Source organism: Wolbachia endosymbiont of Drosophila aff. chauvacae BK-2020, assembly GCF_032848195.1.
In the GTDB taxonomy this organism is placed as follows: Bacteria; Pseudomonadota; Alphaproteobacteria; order Rickettsiales; family Anaplasmataceae; genus Wolbachia; species Wolbachia pipientis.
Genome location: NZ_CP136586.1, coordinates 309119 through 332827, shown reverse-complemented (window position 1 = coordinate 332827; position 23709 = coordinate 309119). Strand labels below are relative to the sequence as shown.

Annotated in this window: 20 protein-coding genes, 2 tRNA genes and 3 pseudogenes; 15 read left to right on the top strand and 10 right to left on the bottom strand. The window is 33.8% G+C overall.

Annotation, left to right across the window (positions count from 1 at the left end; translation table 11 throughout):
- Nucleotides 1–107: 107 nt before the first annotated feature.
- Nucleotides 108–509, bottom strand: a complete 402-nt coding sequence (gene apaG / locus R0F62_RS01710; protein ID WP_007549064.1) for a Co2+/Mg2+ efflux protein ApaG — start codon at nt 507–509, stop codon at nt 108–110.
- Between the two features lie 96 nt (nt 510–605).
- Between apaG and R0F62_RS01705 the strand changes: the two genes are divergently transcribed.
- A complete protein-coding gene (locus R0F62_RS01705; protein ID WP_010082017.1) occupies nt 606–1670 on the top strand; it encodes a 5-(carboxyamino)imidazole ribonucleotide synthase in 1065 nt (354 codons plus the stop codon).
- A gap of 958 nt (nt 1671–2628) precedes the next feature.
- Here the strand turns inward: R0F62_RS01705 and R0F62_RS01700 are convergent.
- Entirely contained in the window at nt 2629–3822 is a 1194-nt protein-coding gene (locus R0F62_RS01700; RefSeq protein ID WP_010963060.1) for a bifunctional 2-C-methyl-D-erythritol 4-phosphate cytidylyltransferase/2-C-methyl-D-erythritol 2,4-cyclodiphosphate synthase, read from the bottom strand.
- A 263-nt stretch (nt 3823–4085) separates the two neighbouring features.
- On the opposite strand from R0F62_RS01700, the gene R0F62_RS01695 reads away from it, so the two are divergent.
- From R0F62_RS01695 to R0F62_RS01670, 6 genes are all read left to right on the top strand, one after another.
- On the top strand, nt 4086–5150 hold the full coding sequence (locus R0F62_RS01695) for an AI-2E family transporter (protein ID WP_010963061.1): 1065 nt from the start codon (nt 4086–4088) through the stop codon (nt 5148–5150).
- Nucleotides 5151–5279: 129 nt separating this feature from the next.
- Nucleotides 5280–5915: a DnaA ATPase domain-containing protein gene (locus R0F62_RS01690; protein ID WP_006280257.1), complete on the top strand. Its 636-nt coding sequence runs from the start codon at nt 5280–5282 to the stop codon at nt 5913–5915.
- Between the two features lie 365 nt (nt 5916–6280).
- Nucleotides 6281–7267 carry a site-specific tyrosine recombinase gene (locus tag R0F62_RS01685; RefSeq protein ID WP_274979121.1) on the top strand — a complete coding sequence of 329 codons (987 nt, stop codon included), beginning with the start codon at nt 6281–6283 and terminating at the stop codon, nt 7265–7267.
- Nucleotides 7268–7322: 55 nt separating this feature from the next.
- The gene (locus tag R0F62_RS01680; RefSeq protein ID WP_010963063.1) at nt 7323–8048 is read left to right on the top strand and encodes a lysophospholipid acyltransferase family protein; all 726 of its coding nucleotides are present in this window, start codon (nt 7323–7325) and stop codon (nt 8046–8048) included.
- Between the two features lie 51 nt (nt 8049–8099).
- A complete protein-coding gene (rpsT, locus tag R0F62_RS01675; RefSeq protein ID WP_274979122.1) occupies nt 8100–8369 on the top strand; it encodes a 30S ribosomal protein S20 in 270 nt (89 codons plus the stop codon).
- 80 nt (nt 8370–8449) lie between these two features.
- Nucleotides 8450–9700 (top strand): citrate synthase, encoded by a 1251-nt coding sequence (locus tag R0F62_RS01670; RefSeq protein ID WP_274979123.1) that lies wholly within the window; start codon nt 8450–8452, stop codon nt 9698–9700.
- A 16-nt stretch (nt 9701–9716) separates the two neighbouring features.
- On the opposite strand, the gene R0F62_RS01665 is transcribed toward R0F62_RS01670, so the two are convergent.
- The 3 genes and pseudogenes from R0F62_RS01665 to R0F62_RS01655 all read right to left on the bottom strand — a co-directional run.
- The gene (locus R0F62_RS01665) at nt 9717–9890 is read right to left on the bottom strand and encodes a hypothetical protein (protein ID WP_316659922.1); all 174 of its coding nucleotides are present in this window, start codon (nt 9888–9890) and stop codon (nt 9717–9719) included.
- Nucleotides 9890–10074, bottom strand: a pseudogene (locus R0F62_RS01660) (IS4-like element ISWosp8 family transposase); the annotation flags it as partial. The pseudogene R0F62_RS01660 and the gene R0F62_RS01665, both read right to left, overlap by 1 nt.
- A gap of 137 nt (nt 10075–10211) precedes the next feature.
- Nucleotides 10212–11170 (bottom strand): annotated as a pseudogene (locus R0F62_RS01655) (transposase); the annotation flags it as partial.
- Between the two features lie 384 nt (nt 11171–11554).
- Here R0F62_RS01655 and R0F62_RS01650 point away from each other — a divergent pair.
- The 3 genes from R0F62_RS01650 to R0F62_RS01640 all read left to right on the top strand — a co-directional run bounded on the left by R0F62_RS01650 (nt 11555) and on the right by R0F62_RS01640 (nt 13809).
- Nucleotides 11555–11848, top strand: coding sequence for a hypothetical protein (locus R0F62_RS01650; protein ID WP_317051396.1), 294 nt, complete (start codon nt 11555–11557; stop codon nt 11846–11848).
- A 24-nt stretch (nt 11849–11872) separates the two neighbouring features.
- Nucleotides 11873–12175, top strand: a complete 303-nt coding sequence (locus tag R0F62_RS01645) for a hypothetical protein (RefSeq protein ID WP_010963066.1) — start codon at nt 11873–11875, stop codon at nt 12173–12175.
- A 107-nt stretch (nt 12176–12282) separates the two neighbouring features.
- The gene (locus tag R0F62_RS01640) at nt 12283–13809 is read left to right on the top strand and encodes an acyl-CoA carboxylase subunit beta (RefSeq protein ID WP_015589410.1); all 1527 of its coding nucleotides are present in this window, start codon (nt 12283–12285) and stop codon (nt 13807–13809) included.
- Nucleotides 13810–13862: 53 nt separating this feature from the next.
- On the opposite strand, the gene R0F62_RS01635 is transcribed toward R0F62_RS01640, so the two are convergent.
- Nucleotides 13863–13935, bottom strand: a tRNA-Thr gene (locus R0F62_RS01635).
- A 247-nt stretch (nt 13936–14182) separates the two neighbouring features.
- Between R0F62_RS01635 and mutM the strand changes: the two genes are divergently transcribed.
- Nucleotides 14183–14998, top strand: coding sequence for a bifunctional DNA-formamidopyrimidine glycosylase/DNA-(apurinic or apyrimidinic site) lyase (mutM, locus tag R0F62_RS01630; protein WP_010963068.1), 816 nt, complete (start codon nt 14183–14185; stop codon nt 14996–14998).
- A gap of 16 nt (nt 14999–15014) precedes the next feature.
- Nucleotides 15015–15608 carry a pyridoxamine 5'-phosphate oxidase gene (gene pdxH, locus R0F62_RS01625; protein WP_022626142.1) on the top strand — a complete coding sequence of 198 codons (594 nt, stop codon included), beginning with the start codon at nt 15015–15017 and terminating at the stop codon, nt 15606–15608.
- 3 nt (nt 15609–15611) lie between these two features.
- Here the strand turns inward: pdxH and R0F62_RS01620 are convergent.
- Nucleotides 15612–15688: transfer RNA gene (locus R0F62_RS01620), tRNA-Met, on the bottom strand.
- 62 nt (nt 15689–15750) lie between these two features.
- Here R0F62_RS01620 and R0F62_RS01615 point away from each other — a divergent pair.
- The 3 genes from R0F62_RS01615 (at nt 15751) to R0F62_RS01605 (ending at nt 20628) form a co-directional block, all read left to right on the top strand.
- Complete coding sequence (locus tag R0F62_RS01615; protein WP_274978968.1) at nt 15751–17934, top strand: ComEC/Rec2 family competence protein; 2184 nt, start codon at nt 15751–15753, stop codon at nt 17932–17934.
- A 61-nt stretch (nt 17935–17995) separates the two neighbouring features.
- Nucleotides 17996–19693 carry a hypothetical protein gene (locus R0F62_RS01610; protein ID WP_274978967.1) on the top strand — a complete coding sequence of 566 codons (1698 nt, stop codon included), beginning with the start codon at nt 17996–17998 and terminating at the stop codon, nt 19691–19693.
- Nucleotides 19684–20628 carry an RluA family pseudouridine synthase gene (locus R0F62_RS01605; protein WP_038227940.1) on the top strand — a complete coding sequence of 315 codons (945 nt, stop codon included), beginning with the start codon at nt 19684–19686 and terminating at the stop codon, nt 20626–20628. Before R0F62_RS01610 ends, R0F62_RS01605 begins: the two co-directional genes overlap by 10 nt.
- An 11-nt stretch (nt 20629–20639) precedes the next feature.
- On the opposite strand, the gene R0F62_RS01600 is transcribed toward R0F62_RS01605, so the two are convergent.
- The 3 genes and pseudogenes from R0F62_RS01600 to R0F62_RS01580 form a co-directional block, all read right to left on the bottom strand.
- Nucleotides 20640–20990: a diacylglycerol kinase gene (locus tag R0F62_RS01600; RefSeq protein ID WP_007549043.1), complete on the bottom strand. Its 351-nt coding sequence runs from the start codon at nt 20988–20990 to the stop codon at nt 20640–20642.
- A 97-nt stretch (nt 20991–21087) separates the two neighbouring features.
- Nucleotides 21088–21867: pseudogene (locus R0F62_RS06730) on the bottom strand (EndoU domain-containing protein).
- Between the two features lie 49 nt (nt 21868–21916).
- Nucleotides 21917–23113 (bottom strand): phosphoglycerate kinase, encoded by a 1197-nt coding sequence (locus R0F62_RS01580; RefSeq protein ID WP_010963073.1) that lies wholly within the window; start codon nt 23111–23113, stop codon nt 21917–21919.
- Nucleotides 23114–23709 lie beyond the last annotated feature (596 nt).

Sequence of the window (23709 nt, the reverse complement as noted above, 5' to 3'; positions counted from 1 at the left end):
GTATCTCGGCATAGATTCCGCTAACAAGTAGCGGAATGACGATTGTGTATCGTGTTTTGCTAAAAATCACAGAATGCAGTCTGGTTACAAATAAACTATTTTGACAGTTAATGGGGTCTAGTTTTGATGTATGGACTATCCAAAGAAAAGGGTGGTATCATAACTTCAAAAACTTTTATGCTTTCTTCATTCAGAAATTCATACTTACCCTGCATTATTCCTGACGGTACATTTAAGTATGTTCCACTTGTGTATTTAAATACCTCTCCAGATTTTATCACAGGTTGTTCTCCGATAACACCAACTCCGGCAATTTCATTTACTTTTCCCTTATAATCTATTATTTGCCAATGACGACTTAACAATTGAATAGTTGATTGGCTTTTGTTTTTTATCTTAACGTTATACATCCATACATAGCAATTTTCATAAGGAATGGATTGCTCTTCAATATAAATTGGTAAAACTGTAACTTCAACAAAGTTGGTAGTTAGTGTGTATTCTATCATTATAAAATATTCATGATAAGAAAATAGTATTTTAATTATATACTTTTTTCATAGATTTTTCAAGTATACTTTAATTAGGAAATATCAATTTATAGTATGAATGAACCAGATGCGCTGAGCAAAAAAGTAATAGGAATAATAGGTGGTGGACAATTAGGTAAAATGACTGCTATCGCTGCAACAAAACTTGGACAAAAAATACATGTTTTTGCCAGTGCTAAAGACGATCCAGCTTGTTCTATTGCTGATGATTTCACAATAGCAGATTTCTCTGATAAGAAAGCGCTTGAATCTTTTGCACAGAGTGTGGATTTGGTCACTATTGAGTCTGAAAATATTCCATGTAGTGCAATTGATATCGATGTAAATTTTTATCCGGGTAAAAAAGCGTTACACATTGCGCAAAATAGGCTTAGAGAGAAAGATTTCATTAGAAGCTTGAGTATAAAAACTGCTGAATACAAAAGTATACAAAATTATAATGAGCTACTGAAAAGCAGTAGAGCTTTTGGCTATCCAACAAGGCTGAAAACAACAGAAATGGGTTATGATGGAAAAGGGCAATATGTGCTTGAGAATGATTCTGAAGTGAAGCAATTTGCTTCCTTTGATTGGAATACAGAGTACATTCTTGAAGCAAGTGTTGATTTACTGAAAGAGGTTTCAATAGTCGTTGCAAGAGATAAAAACGGTAAAGTAGCTTTTTTTCCTATAGCAGAAAATTACCACGTTGATGGAATACTTGATACTTCAACAGTGCCAGCTAAAATAGATAGTAAATTAACTCAAGAGGTACAACGAGCTGCAAAGAAAATAGCAAATGCGCTTGATGTAATAGGAATTCTGGCTATTGAATTTTTTGTTACTAAGGATAACGAATTGTTAGTTAATGAACTAGCTCCAAGACCTCACAATTCTTGCCACTGGAGCTTGGATGCATGTAACGTTAGTCAATTTGAACAGCTAGTTAGGATAATATGCGGGCTACCTATGCAGGAAGTAGTATTACGCTTTCCTTGTATGACGAAAAATATAATAGGTAATGATATATATGATTCTCATAAGTATTTGAGCAACGAAAAAGCTAGTTTAACCATATATGGGAAAAAAGAGGTTAGGGATAAGCGTAAAATGGGACATGTCAATATAGATTTAAGTTAACAGTTTTTCTACGTCATACCGCCACAACTGTACGAACATTGTGATATGATGAGATGTTACATAGTAAACGGTGTCATTCTAGCACCTCTTTTCCCGTCATCCCGCTGCTTGTTAGCGGGATCTCATTTCACTTTGTGAAGGTGTCATCCCAGCACCTCTTTTCCCGTCATTCCGCTGCTTGTTAGCGGGATCTCATTTTACTTTATGAGGGTATCATCCGAGTAGCCCCTTTCTCGTCATCCCGCTGCTTGTTAGCGGGATCTCATTTCACTTTATGAAGGTGTCATTCGAGTAGCCTGACTACTTGGATCCAGGAATTTTATTAAGTTGGTAAGCATAAAAGTGGCTGATCTTATGTTAAAACACAACGTTCTTGATGAGATTACAGCAAGGCTGGATTCCAGCGTCAGCTACTTGAATGACAGCAGTCCTACGTCATGCCGCCGCGGTATCTCTAGATCCCGCTAACAAGTAGCGGGATGACGATTGTCGTTTAGCCATAAATGTTTAAGAAATTTACCAAACGAAAAAAAAGGCAAAAGAAGCCCCGTGGTTGGCTAGTTACTTACATTATACTTTCAAGTATGGCGTTTTTTTATTCTAAACGTTTAATAACCGCGATTCATCTGCTTTTAAGCCGCAACTAATCTAAATTATAAACATTAAGAAATTTACTAAACAGAAAAAAAGGCAAAGAAAACCTAGGGTAGCTAATTACTCACTATCCATTTTTTAAGTTGGCGTTTTTTGATGTTTTAAATGCTTTATAAGCGCATTTTAGCTTGTATAGCTAGAAATTTGATAAAGACATAAGGTGCACATAGTGCAAAAAATTAAACATGAGACGCCAAATACGTTGAGTTTTTTTGTCATTTAATCTGTACAGAGAAGATAAATAAATAGCTTCAGTTTCATGATAAGGGGGCTGGCGAAGGGTGTCAAGTAAGTTTTTTCGTTTCTATTTCCAATAAAAGTTTGTATGCAATAACACAGAAGCATGCACTGCTATTCCTTCATTTCTTCCAATATAACCTAATTTCTCTGCAGTGGTTGCTTTGATATTTACAAATTCATCATCAATTTCTAATGCTTTTGATATGAATTTCTTCATTTCTACTTTGTAAGGCGATATTTTAGGCTCTTCACAAACTATAGTAATATCTAAATTAGACACGCTGTACCCTTTTTCTTTTGCTTTTTTAGCAGCAAAGTCAAGAAAGTGAGATGAATTGCAATCTTTCCATTCAGAGGAACTAGGAGGAAAGTGCTCTCCTATGTCGCCACATCCCAGTGCTCCGAGTATTGCATCAACGATTGCATGTATTGCAACATCACCATCAGAGTGCGCTTCTATTGCCATGTTGTGTTCAATTTTCACACCGCAAATTTTTATAAAGCTTTCAGCACCATTTTGAACTTTAATGAACTTATGTATATCATAACCGGCTCCGACACGAAATTTTGGCTCTTCAAAAAGAAGCTTTGCCATATTGATATCCTCTTTTGTGGTTAACTTAAAATTGCTTTTCTCACCTTTAATAATCGCAACATGTTTTTTGTGCTCTACCATTAGTGATGAATCGTCAGTAAATTCTTTGACTGATTGATGGCATGATAATAATTCTTTGAAATTAAAAATTTGAGGGGTTTGTATGGCTCTGAGCTTTCCTCTTGAAATCGTAGATTCAATAAAACTATTACTCACCAATGACATAGTGTCTTCAACTTCTATTGCTGGAACTACTCCTGTATATTGATCATTAATCATAGATTCAACCAAGTTATCTATCAGAACATCTGACACAAAAGGCCTACAAGCATCGTGTATAACTACAAAATCTGGGTTAATTTTTTGTAAGCTTTCAAGCCCTAGTTTAACTGAACTTTGCCTGTTTTCTCCTCCGTATACAGGGCTTAGTAATTTAGTGTCTGTAATTAGTGATATAGCTTTCTCATAGAAACTTTCATGGTCTCTATTAATTGCTATTCTTATGTAATCTATATATTGGTTAGCCAGAAATCTTTTAATTGTATGAAATAAAACAGATTTACCTGCCAGTTTTATATATTGCTTAGGAATCGTAGAATTGCATCTACTGCCTACTCCCGCTGCAACTATTAATGCTGCTATTTTGTATTTCTTAGCGCACATATTTCTTTTTGTAGAAGCTTTCCTCTCTATCCAAGATTCTTTCCGAAAAATAAAATTTCTGACATCATATAAAAGTTACTTCCCCTATTAACTAGCATAATTATAATAGCAAAAGAGATATTTAGAGAGCTCAAAATCTATCTTTGCCTGCGGATTAAACAACTAAATTTTAGTAAAAAATGATAGTATTACAAATCGTAAAATACTTTCAACATAGGAAAAATAAATTGCATATTTTTCAGTAAATTAGCTATGCTAAACACATGCAAAAACGTCATATAACTATTTGTTTCATACTGCTTTTTATAATAGGGATGTTATTCCTGATGCGTCCTATGATTTTTCCATGTTTAATATCTATTATTATTGCATATTTGTTTAATCCGCTAGTAGTCAAGTTTGAAAAGTATAGAATACCACGTTCATGTTCTGTAATTTTTATAATACTTATTTTATTAATAGCTTTTATACTAGTCATAACATTTGTTTTACCTATTATATATGTTCAAATTACTTCAATATTAAATTTCTTAGTGAGTAAAGTGCCTTCATTAAAGTTTAAAGTAATCCCCTCTGTATTAGAATTTCTTAATATGAAAATCGAGGATAGCTTATTTGATCATTTATCTAAAAATCTAGCAGAAAATTACAGCAACTATGTATCTTATTTCATGAATGCTCTTGATATTGCTAGTAACTTTATAATCCAAGTGTTAAGTTCAAGCTTTAACACGGTATCATTAATGGTGATTACTCCTGTAGTGTTTTTCTATATATTACGTGATTGGCCTTTAATTATAGAAAAAGCTAGTAAATTAATCCCTATTCCTTACAGAGGAAAAATTGCAGATTATTTTTCCAAAGTGGATTTCATTATATCTAATTATCTAAAGGGGCAGGTAAATGTATGTATTGTCATGATGGTCTTTTACTCTGTGAGTCTGAGCATAATTGGATTGGAACACTCTATTGTTATTGGAATTTTATCAGGAATGTTAACGTTCATACCTTACGTAGGGCCATTATTATATACCATTATTGGGTTTTTGAGCGCTATCACTCAATTTAGTGGATGGTTTGAAAGTGCTGCTGTTTTGCTATTATTTGGTGTTGGACAATTAATAGATTCAAATATATTAGTTCCTTTATTAATAGGAAAAAAAGTTCATATACATCCAACTGTAATTATTCTGGGAATTACTATATGCGCTTCATATTTTGGATTTACAGGTATATTACTTTTTATTCCAATAATAGCAATGTTCAATGTATCAGTAGAATATGCAATCAATAAATATTTTAAAAGTGAGCTTTATAAAAACGGCTAACAGACCTTTTGCATAATCAATTTATGGTAAGAGGAGAAATGAGCCCAGAATACCTGACACATTTGAGGAGCGTAAGTAAATTTCTGCGCAAAAATTACTACCAGAAAGAGGTTACGTAAGAGGTTCAACGTGCAATTAAATTTATTTAACAACAATCAAGCTGATTATAGCCGGCAAAATTACATCATCTTAGATGAAAATAAGCACGTATATAATTCGGTAGTTAATGATTTATCTTGGAAATGTCTGATTCTTTTTGGACCTAAAAGCTCCGGTAAAACTCATCTTGCTCATATTTGGCAATCAATAAACGATGCAATCTTTATCAATGTGAATAACTTCGTAAGCGAGATTAGGTATAGCGATGCTTTTATTTTAGAAGACGTACAAAACATTAAAGATGAAGCCATGTTATTACATTGTTACAATTACATGAAAGAAAACGACAAGAGGCTGCTAATCACTTCTTCAATTTCACCAAAAAAGCTTAACTTCAAACTAAGAGATTTAAGTTCTCGAATATTATCAACTATCAGCGTAAAAATTTTGCCTGCAAGCGAGGAATTATTAAGAATTATGCTAATAAAACGATTTTCAGATAAACAGTTAAAAATTGATTTAAAAGTGATTAATTATATTTTAGCAAGAATAGAACGTTCTTTCTATAGCATTGATAAAATTATAGAAAAGATAGATAATGAATCTATAGGGTCAAATGTGACCGTTCCTTTTATTAGCACTTTATTAAAAAAAGATGCCATTTGATTTCTTCTTTTGTAAAGGTGTATATTAAAAATTTATTAACACCCATAACACTAACGTAATTGGAATCTCTACCTGTCCATGTTAGAATTATAATCAATGTTATGTTATAATAAATATAGATAGATACAGCTAAGAAGTATTCTATATTTATAGTAGAGCTCACTTTATAAGGTGTTTTTTATAGATTTAACGTTATAATTTAACTATGATAAGAGTAAGATTAAATTTAAGAAAAAGGTTAAAGCAAAAGTTTGTGATGTTCACTCTATTGATAAATGCTTTATTTGTCTCATATTTTCTCATAAGAAACACAGGGAACACTTCTAATCAAATTATAGCCAAAGAAATAAATATAGGAACTGATAATGAAAAATAAACAGTCGCAAAATAAAAAAGAAAATCTTTACATAACATATTACATAGATGCTTTAGCTTCAGAGAGGTCCGCTGCACAAAATACTCTGGAAAGTTATCGTTCGGATTTACACCAGTTTGAAGAATTTTTATTGGAAAGCGGCACTACCTTGGTTGGTGTAAACAAAACCAATATTAAAGATTATGTGAAATCTTTATGTACACAAAAAAAATATAAAAGTAGCTCTATATCAAGAAAAATATCCGCTATGAAAAATTTTTACAAGTGTCTATTTAATGACGGAATAATAGATTTTAATCCAGCGCCGGCTAATGATGCTGAATTAAAGAATCCAAAAGTTTCTCGTCCTTTGCCTAAGTATTTAAGTGTCGAAGAAATATTTTTGCTAATGGACACAGTGAGAAAATCAGCAAGCGAATCGAATAAAGAAATAAGCAGTAAAAGGCTATGTGCGATTTTAGATATCCTTTACTCTTCTGGAATGCGTGTTTCTGAACTAATTAGTATGAAATTATGTGAAGTGTCACATTTAATAAACAGTAATAACAAAGAATGCTATATAATAATAAAAGGAAAAAGTGGTAGAGAGAGGCAAATTCTTTTTAATGAACAAGCATTGCAGAGCCTTAGAAATTATTTATCAGTTCGTGATAACCTGATCTCTAAAGAAAAGGAATCCGATTGGCTATTCCCAGGTGATAAACCTAATAAACCAATTACAAGGCAGAGGGTCGGTCAATTAATGAAGGAGTTGGCAAGAAAATGCAATATTGATGAAAATAAGATCTCTCCACACGTGGTTAGGCATTCTTTTGCTACCCATCTACTAAATAGCGGAGCAAATATTGTGTTGATACAGAAAGTTCTTGGCCATACTAGCCTTTCTACAACACAAATATATACTCATATTGCTAACGAAAAGTTAAAGGACAAATTAGCTGATTCGCATCCTATTACTCAGATGATCAATAATTAAATTTATTGTTTTTAATTTGTAATAAAGTTAAATTTAAATAAATTTATGTGAGTTTGTGATTTCAAGTTTATTGTTTAATTTCTTTCTTATATTATGGGAGGTATTCTATACTTTCATTACTCTCCCTGTAATTTTCTTTTCTGAGTGTGTAATAACCATTTTCCTCGTCTGTTCGGTGAGAGTTGTATTATTCATGCTGCGTTTATTATGTGGCATTAAATATGAAGTGAGGGGAATGGAAAACATCCCTAAGCAACCTTTTATCATTGCATCTAAACACCAATCTCCATTTGAAACATTTATTTTTATACTACTATTTAGAAAAGCGGTTTTTATTTTAAAACGTGAATTGAAATGGATTCCATTCATTGGTTTGCATCTTATAGCGCTGAAAATGATTTTTATTAACCGTTCAGATGGTATCAGTTCTATACGCCATATAATCAAACTAGCAAAAATGCGTATAAAAGAAAATAGAAGCATAATAATATTTCCTGAAGGTACAAGAACAACTATAAACCAAAATATAAAATATCAACCAGGTATTGCTGCTTTATATAGCGTATTATCTGTTCCTGTGTTACCGGTTGCTTTAAACACTGGTTTGTTTTGGCCAAAAAGCATACTTTCTCTGAGAAAGAATCCCGGAAAGGCAGTAATAGAAATATTGCCCCCAATATATCCTGGGTTAAACAAAAATGAATTCTTGCAAAGTTTAGAAAAAATTATTGAAGAGAGAAGCAGTAGATTAACCATAGGAAAAACTGATATTGCAAATTAACAAAAAAACTTTATAATTAAAAGAAAAGTACAGTATTTTAGGTATTAATATATGGCAAATCATAAGAGTGCTAAAAAAATGATAAAGGTAATAGCAAAGCGCACTTTAATAAATAAGATGTGGAAAAGTAAAACTCGCACTGCTATTAGAAATTTGGTTGATATAATCAAGTCTGGCGACAAAGAAAATGTTGTTCTGGCATTTCGGAATGCTGAATCTAATTTACACAAGTGTGTGAATAAAGGTGTTATTCATAGGAATACCGCTGCGCGTAAAATAAGTCGCTTAAATGCAAAAGTAAAAGCATTGATGACCGCTTAATACGGTTAATGTAAAGTTAACTGTATTAATATATACTCCTCAGTTTGTATATTCTGTATAAAATTTAAGTAGCTTAAGTGATGGATAAAAAAGTGCTATTAGAACTAAGTAATGGATTAAAAATCGAGCTACCTGTATTAAGCGGAACAACAGGTCCTGATGTGTTAAATATCAAGGATTTATATAAGATGACAGGATTATTCACTTACGATCCAGGGTTTATTTCTACAGCTTCATGCTCTTCTACAATTACATTCATTGATGGAGATGAAGGAGTTCTTAAATATAGGGGACATAATATAGCTGATTTGGCAGAGAATAATAATTTTACTGCTGTGATTTATTTATTGCTCTATGGTGAATTACCCAGTTCAGAGCAACACAAAAAATTTCTTCTCAAAATACAAGAATCATCCAAAGTATCAGAGCAAGTTACAAATGTAATTAAAGCATTTCCAAAAACTGCTCACCCTATGTCAATCTTAGTTGCATGTTTTGCAAGTTTGTCAGCATCTTATCATGAAAAGCATGGCAACAATGTCAATGGTGAAGACCTAGATTTTGGAATTTCTGCAATAGCGCAAGTTTCCACAATTATTGCAATGATTTATAGGCATATCAACAATCAGGAATTCATAAATGCTAACAATGAATTAAGTTACAGTGAAAATTTCTTAAAGATGATATTTGGCGATGCTGTTGATAATGATAAAAGCGCCCTTTTTGCAAAAGCTCTGGATAAAATATTTACTCTCCATGCTGATCATGAACAGAATGCTTCTACGGCGGCTGTCAGATTGGTGGGATCGGCTGGTTCTAATCTGTTTGCAAGCCTCTCTGCAGGAGTTGCTACACTTTGGGGACCAGCACATGGTGGAGCTAATGAGGCAGTTATAAATATGCTAAAAGAGATAGAGCAAAGTGAAGATATAGATAAATTCATCGAAAAAGCTAAAGATGATAAAGATCCATTTAAATTGATGGGATTTGGACATCGTGTTTATAAAAATTATGATCCGCGCGCGCGTATATTGGAAGGCGCTTGCCATGAGGTTCTAAGTAAACTAGAACAAAATAATGAACTGCTTAAAATTGCAAAAAAACTTGAAGAAATAGCTTTAAAGGATGAATATTTTATCGTGCGTAAGTTATATCCAAATGTTGATTTTTACTCAGGTATAATAATGAATGCTATTGATATCCCCTCAAATATGTTCACGCCTATTTTTGCACTTGCAAGAACCACTGGTTGGGTTACTCAGTGGTATGAAATGATAAATGATAAAGAAACTAAGATCTGTAGACCAAGGCAACTCTATTTTGGTAAATAAATTTATTTTCACTTCATTAGACTTCTTGCATAACCCAAACTAAGTAGAAAAAAGGTGTCATCCGAGTAGCTGACACTGGTTCCTTTACGACGGAAGTGTCCAGAGGTGTCATTCCAGTCTGGAATCCAGAAAAAAGGATGATGTCATTCCGTATCCGTTCAGCCAATGGCGTCAACTTAAGAACTTTCATTAGCAAACTCTCCTAAAGACATGATGGCGTTTAGGCTTATCTACTTTATTGCGGCTGTCCCGGTCGGATTTTAACTTTAGCGCGTATACTTAAAAAGGGCTTGAAAGTTTTTTGGCGCAATAAGTACCTGATAGAGTTTCTGCCTCATTACACCAAATAAAACTGAGAAATTTAAACGATACTCATACCAATTCTCATTATTAGTGAATCAAATAAGCGATATTGTAGAGTTATTTAATTGTGGAGTGAGAAAGAAAGGCAATAGTATGGCTTTTTTTCCATTGTTATCTATCCGTTTATTGTGCAGTGGGAATTGGTATCAGTAATTTGATCTGGGTTCCAAGGCCCTTGTGCATCACACATATGAAGCGATAATATATTGCACATGACCAAGTTTGCCCAAAATTCTTGTAATACAGCCTCTCCAGAAAAATTCTCTAACTCTGCTCCTACTTTGAGTCGTTTATAGCACTCCTCTATGTGCCACCTTAACACATAAGCTTTGCTCCAAAGTCTCGGTCAAAAACTCTGTTTCTCAGTTGGCCAATGTCAGCACTATAACTCTTACTTTCTGTCCTTTCATTTTATTTTTTAGCTTTTCATTTTCTAATATAAAATCAAAATCTAATTCGCCAGCGTTCCCATAGCTTACTATAATTTCTTTTTTGCAAGCGAAAAATAAAATCTACTTCCAAATTATAATGCTGCTGAATGAATTTTACTGAAGACGATCATAGATAAATAATAATTTCTCTTGATTTAATAAACGCATTTGAGTGATAACTTCGGGTAATTGCTCTGCCGCCAACGTTTGTTCACCTATATTCCAAGCTGCAAGACGAGCACTGCAAATCAATGAAGTACACAAATCAACAAACAAATTGCCAATGGTGCCTGTTGTTCCATTTGGTTCAAACTCGGATACAATTTCCCCAGAGCTGGGTAATCTCATACCAGAACCATCTGCTGCAATAAGTCTATAGCCTCTCCAACTCAGGTTCATCCTGATAGGCTGTTTGGATGCTTAGATTCTTGAAAGCCTGTATGGCAAATCTTATACCTTGCTTTAGAAAAAGCTTGCTTTGAGGGTACATGTCAATGGCTCCATAAGTTCACATTCTATTCCCAAACTTTTTTTAACTAACTTTAAAATCATAGAAAATACTGTCGAAAAAGGAAGTTTTCTTGTTCGTGTAAAACTCAACACAATGGATTTTCTGAAAAGTTTTCGAGTATATTGCATTTTTAATTTGTAAGATAAGATCTTTTCCTTTTTGCATGCCTCACCTAAAAAAGACACATTTTAAACTTTTTTGTTGCAATAAAATAGAAACAAAAGTGCTGTCCCTTGCACTCTTTGGATAATTTAATGATAAAAAATTTAGAGAGAAATTTTATATACTATCGCTGATATTTTTCCTTAAGTTGACGCCATTGCCTGAACACTTACCTAATGATGAAGCTATCGAAAACATAGCAAAGAGACTTCAAAAATCTATAGACGATGCAAAAAAGCACAAGGTCATGTTTAGTGTTGATGTATTCCAAGGAGAAAAAAGTCATCAATAATAGATTATTCGATACTGATCTTATACCACCTCATGGAGCAAGATAAAAATGTTACTGAGACTGGAAAAGAAAAACTACGGCCTCTTATGTTAGAAATGTTTAATCTAGTTTCAACAGGCACTGATGTGAGCCAAGAAGTTCGGAGATTATTGCCAGAAGATATACTGAAAGAACGCGGCGAATATTTGTCACGTCTAAAACAAATTGTAAGTGATAGTATTGAAAATGACAAAAAAAAAGGAATTATAGTAGAAAGAGATAATAAATTTTATTATGTACAGTGTCCAGAAAAAAGTGTGATCACTCCTGCAAAATTTATGAACTCCCCGGAATTTAAGGACTTAGAATATGGTGCATTGCGAATAGGAGAAGGAGATAATCTAATCTGAATAAAAAGCTGGCAATATCATGATATGCAAGGCAAAGTAAAAATGACCTTTAGGGTAGGCGATGAAAAGATCGAAATGATTTTATCTTCTGAAAAAGCTGAAAGTTTTGGTAAAATAATGGTACATATGGATGACAAAAGTTGTGAAATCTTCTCAAAGTACCTAAAAGAGCTAGAAAAAGAACCTCGTATAAGCAAGGTTGTTGAAGCTGCTAAAAGTTTTGCACAAACGAAAAGCAGTGCAGTTAGTCCACCTCTTTCTAATATGAAAAGAGTTGACACATCGCAACATTTTCAAAGTAGTGACCATGAATCACCAGAGCATTAACAATTATCATACATACATTGTTGCATATAGCAATAGTGTATGTGTATAGTTAGTAGGGTTTGTAAACTTAATAAAGTCTACAACTAATTTGAAAACTACTTTATTGTATGCAAGACTTTAAAATACTAGAAAATCTAAAAACCAAAGCACTAGAAGCTGAAAAAGGAGGCGGTTCTGACAGGATTACCAAACAACATGAAAAAGGGAAATTAACTGCTAGAGAAAGGCTCAGTATATTGCTCGATGAAAGTTCTTTTGCAGAATACGATAAATTCGTAAAACATCATGCAAATGATTTTGGCATGCAAAATGCTAATTTTTTAGGTGATGGGGTAGTGATTGGTCATGGTACTATTTATGGCAGAAAAGTTTTTGTTTATTCTCAGGATTTTACTGTCTTTGGTGGTTCACTTGGTGCGTCACATGCAAAAAAAATATGCAAAATTATGGATATGGCAATTAATGCCAGAGTTCCAATTATCGGACTAAATGATTCTGGTGGAGCCAGAATTCAGGAAGGAGTAAATTCTCTTGCTGGTTATGGAGAAATTTTTCAAAGAAACGTAAATGCATCGGGTGTTATACCACAAATTTCTTTAATTATGGGCCCATGTGCAGGAGGTGCAGTTTATTCCCCAGCATTAACTGACTTTACTTTCATGGTGAAAAACAGTTCATATATGTTTATAACCGGGCCAGATGTAGTAAAAAAGGTTACCTACGAAGATGTAAGTTTCGAAGACCTCGGTGGAGCAAAAATTCATACAAGCAAAACAGGAGTAGCGGATTTTGCATTCAATAATGATGTTGAAATGCTGCTAAAAATGCGTGAATTCTTTACTTTCTTACCAGCAAATAATCAAGAATCACCAAAATCTGCACCAATCTGTAATGATGTTGACGACATTGATGAATCCTTAAACACTCTAATTCCTACCAATCCTAATACTCCTTATGATATGTATGAACTCATTGAAAAAGTTTGTGATGAAAGGAATTTCTTTGAACTGAAACCTGATTTTGCTCGTAATATCATAACTGGTTTTGGTAGAATTGGAGGAAATACTGTCGGTATTGTTGCAAATCAACCTATGCACCTTGCAGGATGTTTGGATATTGATTCTTCAAGAAAAGCTGCGAGGTTTGTAAGGTTTTGTGACGCATTTAACATTCCGATCATCACACTTATTGATGTTCCAGGATTTTTGCCGGGTACAAATCAAGAATACAATAATATAATACAACACGGAGCGAAACTGCTTTACGCTTACGCTGAAGCGACCGTGCCGAAAATTAGCCTTATCACTAGAAAAGCGTATGGTGGTGCATACATTGTTATGAATTCGAAACATCTAAAAGGTGATATAAATTATGCCTGGCCAACTGCTGAAATAGCTGTGATGGGCCCTGAAAGTGCAGTTGAGATTATATTTCGACACGAAAAAGATCAGCAAACGTTAATTAAAGAATATAAAGAAAAATTTGCTAACCCATTTTTTGCTGCATCATATGGATACATTGATGACATTATAGTGCCAAGTAAAACAAGGTATCACTTTTGTAAAGCATTAGAGCTACTCAAAAACAAGAAGGTAGAAAGGATATGGAAAAAGCATGACAACTTACCTCTGTAACTTTCTTCTAAGCCTTGCTTACAAGTTATGCAATATTATAAGTATAATCAGTGTGCCGTTACCAAGACTCGAACTTGGGACCTCGTCATTACCAATGACGTACTCTACCACCTGAGCTACAACGGCAAGTTTATATATTATGATAATGAATAACACAAAAAAGAATAAGGAAAAAGAAGAGGAGAAAAAAAGATTAGCGAAAGCTTTAAAGCAAAATATTTTGAAAAGAAAAAAGCAGCAACAGAGTAGACAGAGAACCCTTTCAAAACTCGTTTGTGGTGAGGAATTTTTAGGAGAAAGCACCGCAGAATACTCGAATGTATTTGAGAACGACAAAATTACCATCAGAAACTTAAGTTTTGAAGGAGGTATCATGCCAGAACTACCGGAAGTGGAAGTAATCTCTAATTTTTTGCTTGATAAAATTAAAAACAAGCAAATCAGTAATGTTATAGTGAATAATTGGAATTTACGTGCCCCAATAACAAAAAATATTGATGATATGCTAAAGGGCAAAGTCATACGTAACATCAAGCGTAGAGGTAAGTATACCATCTGGAATACAGATGGTAGTGTGGCTGTAATCATACATCTTGGCATGAGCGGAAAGCTTATATATGCTGACCACGATCAAATGCGGAATAAGCATGATCACGTGGTATTTTTATTTTCTGACAATACTTCAATAATTTTTAATGACCCAAGAAGATTTGGATTAGTTATCGTTTTAAATAAAGAACAAGAAACGGATTTTTTTAGCGATTTTGGAATAGAGCCCCTCACGGATGAATTCAGTGGAGACTATTTACAGGAGTTGCTGAAAAACAAAAAAGTGAATATCAAATCAGCGTTAATGGACAATAAATCAATAGTTGGCGTAGGCAACATATATGCTTCTGAGAGCTTGTTTAGAGCCCGTATATCACCACTCAGGTCAGCAAAAAACTTGACCTATAGAGAGTGCGAAAAACTTGCTGCTGAAATAAAAAATACTCTGAGTGATGCAATTGCTGCAGGTGGTTCAACACTGAAAGATTATGCACAGCCATCTGGATCTGCTGGATACTTTCAAAATAACTTTTACGTATATGGTAAAGTTCAAAAACCTTGCAAGATTTGCAATAATATCATAACACTTATACGACAAAATGGCCGTAGCACTTATTTTTGCAACGCGTGCCAGAATTAAGATTTTATTTTTTGATATGATATTTTCACTTGAAAAAGATCCATTTGATTTGTTTTCAAAGTGGTACAAAGCAGTACTTAATTCTCCGTGTGAACAACCAACTGCAATGACGCTAGCAACTTGTAGCAAAGACTGTATTCCATCTGCAAGAGTGGTATTACTAAAGGAATATAGCAAAGAAGGTTTTGTGTTTTTCACTAACGTAAACAGTAAAAAAGGGAAAGAATTGACTGAGAACCCCAAAGCTGCGTTAGTGTTTCATTGGATAGAATTTGCTAGGCAAGTGCGAATTGAAGGAGAGGTTAAACTTCTAAACGATGAAAGAACTGACAAATACTTCTCTTCTCGAGCGCTGGGTAGTCAAATTAGCGCATGGTGCTCAAAACAATCGAGCATTCTGAAAGATTGGCAAGATTTTGAGCAAGCTATAAAATTGAAGGAAAAAGAATTTCACAATACACAAGTTTCTCGTCCTGATTTTTGGGTGGGATTTTGCGTAATCCCAAAAGTAATTGAATTTTGGCAAGAAGGTGAATATAGGAAGCATATTAGATTTAGATACACTCTTGTTGAGGGAAGCGATTGGAAAGTGGAACAACTATATCCTTAAAAATGGTTGCGGGAGTAGGATTTGAACCTACGACCTTCAGGTTATGAGCCTGACGAGCTACCGAGCTGCTCCATCCCGCGTCGTTGCTTATTTAGTTATTATATATACAAATAATGAAAAAAGAAAAATAAAATTTCACCACATGCAAATATCGACACACTTATTAACTTTTCTTGACATAATAGTTAGTTATATACGTAACAATCTGCGCAATGAACAATATAACTTGATACTGTGGTTTCCTGTTCTTCAGTGTGCAGGAATTTTAACATATTTTTCCCTAAGTTTTGAACCAAGCTGCATATCTATTTTTCTTTTGCTTTTACCCACACTAATTTTGATTGCAATATTATACAGAAAGTACGCAATATTATGCATTGCTTTAATTGCAGTGCTCATAGGATTTACAGCCAGTAAATTAAGAACAGCTTTAGTTGATACTCAAATTCTTGATAAAGAGAGGTATGTAAAAAATATCGTTGCCACAGTGAAGGATATTAACGACAGGGGCTCATATAAACAATTTCTGCTTTCTGTTGGAAAATCCCCTACTATCTCAAAATCCTCTCCTGTCATCCCAGCGCCCCCTTTTGTCATTCCAGTGCCCCCTTTTGTCATCCCAGTACTTGATACTGGGATCCAGAAAAAAAAGATATGGATTCCAGCGTCACGCGCTGGAATGACACCGGATAGAGCTCTAGATAACATCAGAATATCAGTTAGAACCAAAGTGGAAAAAGGCATTAAAATAGGCGATCAAGTAAAATTATCAGCAAAACTCTTCCCTCTAAAGATTGCACCTTCGGAGTATGCATACGATTTTGCAAGAATAGCATATTACCAGAAAATAAGTGCAACAGGTTTTGCAACAAGCAAAATAGCCCTACACAAAAAGGCTGAAGCAAGGCAATTTCTAGAGTATATAGAATCTTTCCGTCAATACATTTATGAAAACCTGCAGCAAAATATCAAAAAACCACATGCGGATATAATCTCTGCATTACTGATCGGTAAAAAAGATGGCATAGATCAAAAAACTATGGACGCGATACGAGATTCAGGTATAGCACATTTGTTTGCCATATCTGGTTTGCATTTATCATTTGTTGCTGGTCTGTTTTTTGTAGTGTTTCGTAATTTATTCGCAATATCTGAAACTTTGACTCTTAAGTATAACACCAAGAAAATATCTGCATTCCTTACTATCTTGCCAACCACGTTTTATTTATTGATTACCGGTATGCAAATTTCTGCTCAGCGTGCCTACATTATGGTGATTTTAGTACTCGTTGCAATAATGATAGAGAGAAAATATCGAGGGTTAATAGCAATTGCGTTTGCTGCTTCAGTGATACTCTCAGTAGAACCAGAAGCAATTTTAAAGCCTGGCTTTCAGATGTCATTTTCTGCTGTTTTGGCACTGGTTGCCAGTTATCAAATTAATGCTAATAAGTTGTTCAAAATAAAAATAATGAAATATTTTGTGTCGATGATGATCAGCTCAGTAATAGCAAGTTTAGCAACTGTTCCGTATACGATATATAATTTTAATTATTTTTCAATTAGTGGCATTATCACAAATTTAGTTGCTATACCAATAGTTACATTAATTATTATTCCACTTGGAATAATCTATGTTTTGTTGATTCCTTTGGGTGTTGAATGGATTATAGCGCCATTTATAGAGCGCCCAATTGACAGCATTTTGTATATAACAAATGCAATCGCTAGTCTTCAGTATTTGGTTATTCCCATTCGTACTTTTCCTGCCTCATCAATTATTATAATAACATTTGGGTTATTGTGGCTGTGCTTGTGGGAAAGAAATTGGCGTTTCTTCGGAATTTTCTTTATTGTGCTGGGTATTTTCTCTAGTGCTATGTATAGAACTCCTGATATCTTGATAAATGCTGATAATGTTGCTGCAAAGGAGAGTGATAACTTACTATATTCTCTCACCAGAAAAAATAGGAACTTTGTTGTCAAAACATGGGCGAAGCAAAATGGGCAGAACCAAATTTTGAATCATAAAAAATACAATAACTCAGATAAAAGGCTAAAGTGTAACGATTATGGCTGCATATATAATAAAGGAAATAATAAATTAGTGCTGCTAGCTTATAAAAAAGAAGATATTTCAGAAAATTGTGATAAAGTTGATTTAACAATTCAATTAAGTGAATTCGACTATTCAGCTTGCAACGCTAAAATTATTAAACATGCTGATCTAGAAACGTATGGCACACATTCTGTTTGGTTAACAAATCGTTACGTAAAGATTAATACAGTGCGCTCCAATAGGCCTTGGCACATGTTGAAAAATTAAGAAACTTGATTTTAAGGTTTGGTTAACGTATACCTAAATAAGTTTAAACTAGAAAAATGTTATGGTTACAGACACTCAAGATCCTTTCAAAGACTATTTTGATTTTTTAGGATTTAGAAAACTTTCTGACCAGCCCAGTAGAATTTTGAGCTCTGTAAGAAAGTATTCTGGTACTATATCGATAGCAAGTACCATTGCTACTCTTATAGCATTTACTGTCTTTTCTATTCAGCCTGTTACAGTAAGTATTGCTGGGTTTGCGTTCACGCCAGCACCTCTTGCCTTTATTCCTCTTATAGTTCTCTTATTTACTGCTGTTATAAACTTTATAAATACACAAAAAATAAAAGAGAATGAAATAGATAAAAAAATAGGAAACTATCAAGTTGATGAACAGTACAGCCAGATTGCTCAAGAAGCTAAAAAAATTGAAATTGTAACAAATTTAGATAAAAAGGGGGAAAAGCTTTCAATAGTTTTACCAATTTCTAAGACGCAGAGAGAAATACTAGAAGATATAGAAGCAGAAAATAGAAATAGGATTCTCTTGTTTACTGGATCATATGTATTTGGTACTATTATAGTAGTTTCAGCAATATCACAATCCATTAATGCTCCAATAATATTAATAGCTTTATTAGTCGCTATTCTTTTATGCATCATATCAACACTTAGCAATCTAATAAGTAATAGCGTGGATCATGAAAATCATACTATTAGAAAACACAGTTCTTTAGGTCTTCTATTTCCATACTGGTCTGGAAAGGGCATGGTTGTATCAGTAGTAGAAAATAAGCTTGGTAAAAGGGAAAATGAACTAATATCTCTAATGAAAAAACTACTTAGTCCGCTTTGCAACTCATTTGACAGTAACCTTAAAAAAGCTTGCGATTTACTTGATAATAGTCTTTTAAAGCCTGCAAATATTAACATTAAAGAAACGCTTGATCACCTAAAAAAAATCAGAGAAGACATCAAAAAAGATTTAGATTGGCTACATGCAGAAATTTCAGAAGTTTTAAACAACACTAAAGAATTGACAAAAAAAGCACATTCACTAGATATTGAAGGTACTTTTTCTAGGTTAGAGAATGCTATTAAAATTGCTGAAGATAAAATTGAACGATTTGAACCAAGCCGCTTTGTAGGCTGGCTTCAATCAACTACGCAGTCTAATAATAACGAGTTCCTTAGCATGCTAAAAAAGTTAAAAGAGGATACAGAAGAGGAAAAAACGGAATTGAAGGAGCAATTAAACGTAGTAAGGAATGAATTAGAAGAAATAAAAAAGAAGCAAGCTCAACCAAGTACGCCTGATTTAGAAGCTAACAATGGAAATAATACTAATAAATTATTAGTATTAGAAAATAAAGTCAAAGAACTACGTGACACAGTTAGAAAGTTAGAGCTGGAAGCAGAACAAAATAAGCTGCAGCAAAAGAAGGAAAAGTTAGAGCAAAAAAAATCTGAACAAGAAAAAACAGATGAATGGAAAGAAAAAATCAACGGCAAACCAAGTGAATTCTTATATTATTTATTAGAATCTATTAAGCTGGAAGAAAAAGATAATAAAGAAAAAAAGGTTGAGGCAACATTACGAGATTTTGATAATAAAGTTACAATCTACTGGAAAGATGGCTCTCAAACAATTTGCCATATTAAAAAACAAGGTGATCTGCAAATTGAGTCTAGTGCAACAATGTTTACAGACCCAAATGTTCAAGCAGCATGGGAAATGGCGCGGGGTAAATCACTATAGATTACTCAATAATAACCTTAAGTGTTAATAATGATAAAGAGAAGTTAAGGTTAGACACCTATATAGCTGAAAAATGCAACATATCACGCAGCAAAGCGCAAAGATTGATACAAAATGAGCAGGTGAAATTACTTGGCACACCGATAATTAATAATGACTACATAGTAAAACCAGATGAAGAGTATGTGGTGCATCTCGTTCAACCTGACATATCCACATCAATTGAGCCTAATTATGACATAAAACTTAATATCGTCTATGAAGATGAGGACATTATAGTTCTGAGTAAACAAAGTGGATTAACAGTGCACCCAGGTGCTGGGACAAACAATGATACGCTTTTGAACGCAGTTATCGCTCACCTTAATGTAAGACCAGGAATTGTTCATAGACTCGATAAAGATACTAGTGGGCTAATGGTAATTGCAAAAAATGAAGCAGCCCATAGTTTTTTGTCTGAATTGTTATCGAATCGCAAAATAAAGCGGGAATACTTAGCAGTAGTTTGGGGAACATTATCTTCTCAGCAAGGCACGATAAAAACTAACATTGCTCCCAAACGCGGTAATAAAGAAATGATGTGTGTAACAAAAATCACAGGCAAATTAGCAATCACTCACTATTTAGTGCAAAAAGTTATAGGACAAGTAAGCCTCGTTAAATGCACTTTAGAGACAGGCAGAACACACCAAATTCGAGTCCACATGAGCCACATAGGACATTCCATAGTGGGTGATCAAGTTTATGGAAAAAATAGTAGTAAAAGCACAAAATATGCTAAAAACTCTAGTTTCATTCGTAATTTCAATAGACAAGCACTACATGCTTATACACTGGGCTTATACCACCCAAAAAGTAAGGAATACATGGAATTTGTCTCTGATTTACCGCAAGATATAAAAACTTTAATTGGTGAGTTTGACAACATATCTTAATAACATTCGTATTAACCTATCAATATTATCATCCATGTTATCAGGAAGTTAATTAATGAAAGAAAAACTGCTGCACTACCTAGATCTTTCACCTTTTTTGAAAGTATGTGTTGTTCACTGGAAATACGCTCAATTGTCGTTTCAAAAGCAGTGTTAACAATTTCCACAATTAACACCAGGAATAGGCTGCTTATCATTACTGCACGTTCTAGATTACTTACATCCAAAACAAACAAAATTGAGACACATACTATAAAAAGCAGTAACTCCTGTCTGAACGCAATTTCTGATATAAAAGCTGATTTTATTCCTTCACAAGAGTATTGAATTGCTTTTATTAGACGAATAATGCCCTTCTTCATTATTATTCACAAAACCCTTTAATCAAAATTTTAACTCATTTAGATTTGCTACACCCTATAGCATTTTTATCATTTGTTCACCCTATTGGTTTTGAAATTAAGATTTACCGCAACTACAATAAGTACTCTTATCATCACATTTTGGTGTTAAGTCAGGATAGAACGTGAGTATAGCATCATTCTTTCTTACAAACGCTGATTGATAATTGTCATCTTCCATTTCATATAGACACATTCCATCTTTTCCTAATTCCTTAAACGCCTTAGTTGCAGAAATTATCGGCATGAAGGTTATATGCGTATCCATTTGGGCATTTAACTTTCACTTCCCCATCCTTACCCAAATATTTCATTCCAAATGTATAAACCGGCGGCTTAATATCTGATTCATTGCACAGGATTCCAACTGCCCATTTATCCTCTTGAGCTTCAACATATCTACCTACAAAATGCATACCACCTAATTTATCGTTTGGCTCACCACAAAAAATATGTCCAAACCCTATAGTTTCTTTTTCACTTCCACTATTTGTAAACCAAATGTTAGCCAGTTCATCTTTAAGTAACTCCAAATCCGCATCTGGCGTAATCACTTATATATTCCTTTCACTACTTCTTGATGCTGCGGACAACTAAGTAAAATTTTGAAATCTTCTTTATCTGGATGTGCTCCCCAATCTCCACAAACTTTCAACACTCCTCTATCGAAGTCAGTTAATTCTGAAACGGTGGCTGGTTGTGAACTGAAAAATGGTTCAAAATTGACTTCAACATTTTCTTCTACATAGCCGGTGTGAAAATAATGATCCTTAATATAAAAAATAAATCCTATTATTGGTATTATTAAACACAAAATTAGTTTAACTGTCTTCGACATAATCACGTTCACAAAAAAGCTAGCCTATAAGAAATAATTTAAAAAAGTTTTAATCTAATCGTTTTTGCAGAGCAGCAACTCCCGGCATTTCATCGCCACTTAACCAATCTAAAAATGCTCCTCCACCAGTGGAAACATATGTAAAATCCTTATCGGCAAGGCCTGCAGCGCTTATTGCAGATAGACTATCGCCTCCCCCTATTATGCTGGTTAACTTTCCTTTGTGCGTTAAGTCACTTACGATTTTCATTACCCCTATTGTACCGCTTGCAAAAGCTGAATGTTCAAAAACACCAATAGGTCCATTCCACAGCAGAGTCTTACTGCTTGCTATTATACTGCTTATTGTACTCAAAGTTTGTGGTCCGATATCCAAAATTATATCACCGTCCAAAATGGACTCAGTTCTTCTTGAAATACTAGTGCTGTAATCAGAGTTTACTGCAACCAGAACGTCTTCTGGCACAACTATTTTGCAATTGTTTTTATTTGCTGTTTCAAGAATATTATGCAGAAGGTCGTCAACACCATTTTGAAAGAAAGATTTCCCTATATTTACTTTGCTAAATGACAAAAAATTATTGGCTATTGCACCACCTAGAACTAGGTAATTAACCTTTTCTGTTAGCTTCATAAGCACTTTTATTTTAGTTGATATTTTAGCTCCCCCAACTATCGCAGTAATAGGTTTAGCTTTAAACGATACAGCTTTTTCAAGATACTTTAGCTCATCTTGCAAGCAAAACCCTGCATAAGAGGGTAAAAATTCTGTAATGCGTGAAATAGAAGCGTGAGCTCTGTGAGAGCAAGAAAATGCATCATTTACATATATATCCGCTAGAGATGCTAGTTGTTTGGCAAAATTTGAGTCACTTTGCTCTTCCTCTTTATAAAATCTTAGATTCTCTAGTAATATTATATCTCCTGCATCCATAACACTTACTGCTCTTTGTACTTTTTCACCAAAGCAATCGTCAATGAATTTCACTTTTTTATTTAGTAACTGCGATAAAGTGTCAATTACATTTTTTAGCGACAGATTATTGTCTCTGGCCTTTGGGCGTCCAAAATGTGATATAATAATAATCTTTGCACTCGCATTCACTAAATACTGAATAGTAGGCAATGCTCTCAAAATACGAGTGACGTCACGAATTTCTCCATCTTTTATAGGAACATTGAAGTCAACTCTGAGTAAGACGGTTTTATTGTGAAGATCACAATTTTCTATACTAGGTATATTCATTACAAAATTGAAGCTATAAAGTCACTATACAGCAGTTTGATCTAAAGTAAAGTTTTAAGCTTACGAACGTTTAAGGAAATTTGCATGCCAAACGCTTGACACTGGAACCTTATCGTCATGCCATCACGAACCGTCATACCGCCGGGTATCTCTTAGCCGCTAACACGTAGCGGGATACTTGACCTTTACAGGGATGACGATTGTCGTTTAGCCATAAATATTTAAGAAATTTACTAAACAGAAAAAAAGGCAAAAGAAGCCCCGTGGTTGGCTAATTACTTACATTATACTTTCAAGTATGGCGTTTTTTTATTCTAAACGCTTAATAACCGCGATTTAGCTGCTTTTTAATGCAACTAACCTTTAGTCATAAATATTTAAGAAATTTACTAAACAGAAAAAAAGGCAAAAGAAACCCTAGGGTAGCTAATTATTCACTATCCATTTTTTAAGTTGGCGTTTTTTGATGTTTTAAATGCTTTATAAGCGTATTTCAGCTTGTATAGGTAAAAACCTAGAAATTTGATAAAGACATAGAGTGCACATAGTGCAAAAAATTAAACATGAGACACCAGATACGTTGAGTTTTTTTGTCA

What these genes read in the sequence shown, in the direction of transcription:
- apaG (WP_007549064.1), bottom strand. Translation starts at nt 509, where the DNA reads ATGATAGAATACACACTAACTACCAACTTTGTTGAAGTTACAGTTTTA.
- R0F62_RS01705 (WP_010082017.1), top strand. Translation starts at nt 606, where the DNA reads ATGAATGAACCAGATGCGCTGAGCAAAAAAGTAATAGGAATAATAGGT.
- R0F62_RS01700 (WP_010963060.1), bottom strand. Translation starts at nt 3,822, where the DNA reads ATGTGCGCTAAGAAATACAAAATAGCAGCATTAATAGTTGCAGCGGGA.
- R0F62_RS01695 (WP_010963061.1), top strand. Translation starts at nt 4,086, where the DNA reads ATGCAAAAACGTCATATAACTATTTGTTTCATACTGCTTTTTATAATA.
- R0F62_RS01685 (WP_274979121.1), top strand. Translation starts at nt 6,281, where the DNA reads ATGAAAAATAAACAGTCGCAAAATAAAAAAGAAAATCTTTACATAACA.
- rpsT (WP_274979122.1), top strand. Translation starts at nt 8,100, where the DNA reads ATGGCAAATCATAAGAGTGCTAAAAAAATGATAAAGGTAATAGCAAAG.
- R0F62_RS01670 (WP_274979123.1), top strand. Translation starts at nt 8,450, where the DNA reads ATGGATAAAAAAGTGCTATTAGAACTAAGTAATGGATTAAAAATCGAG.
- R0F62_RS01665 (WP_316659922.1), bottom strand. Translation starts at nt 9,890, where the DNA reads ATGAAAGTTCTTAAGTTGACGCCATTGGCTGAACGGATACGGAATGAC.
- R0F62_RS01650 (WP_317051396.1), top strand. Translation starts at nt 11,555, where the DNA reads ATGTTTAATCTAGTTTCAACAGGCACTGATGTGAGCCAAGAAGTTCGG.
- R0F62_RS01645 (WP_010963066.1), top strand. Translation starts at nt 11,873, where the DNA reads ATGCAAGGCAAAGTAAAAATGACCTTTAGGGTAGGCGATGAAAAGATC.
- R0F62_RS01640 (WP_015589410.1), top strand. Translation starts at nt 12,283, where the DNA reads ATGCAAGACTTTAAAATACTAGAAAATCTAAAAACCAAAGCACTAGAA.
- mutM (WP_010963068.1), top strand. Translation starts at nt 14,183, where the DNA reads ATGCCAGAACTACCGGAAGTGGAAGTAATCTCTAATTTTTTGCTTGAT.
- pdxH (WP_022626142.1), top strand. Translation starts at nt 15,015, where the DNA reads ATGATATTTTCACTTGAAAAAGATCCATTTGATTTGTTTTCAAAGTGG.
- R0F62_RS01615 (WP_274978968.1), top strand. Translation starts at nt 15,751, where the DNA reads ATGCAAATATCGACACACTTATTAACTTTTCTTGACATAATAGTTAGT.
- R0F62_RS01610 (WP_274978967.1), top strand. Translation starts at nt 17,996, where the DNA reads ATGGTTACAGACACTCAAGATCCTTTCAAAGACTATTTTGATTTTTTA.
- R0F62_RS01600 (WP_007549043.1), bottom strand. Translation starts at nt 20,990, where the DNA reads ATGAAGAAGGGCATTATTCGTCTAATAAAAGCAATTCAATACTCTTGT.
- R0F62_RS01580 (WP_010963073.1), bottom strand. Translation starts at nt 23,113, where the DNA reads ATGAATATACCTAGTATAGAAAATTGTGATCTTCACAATAAAACCGTC.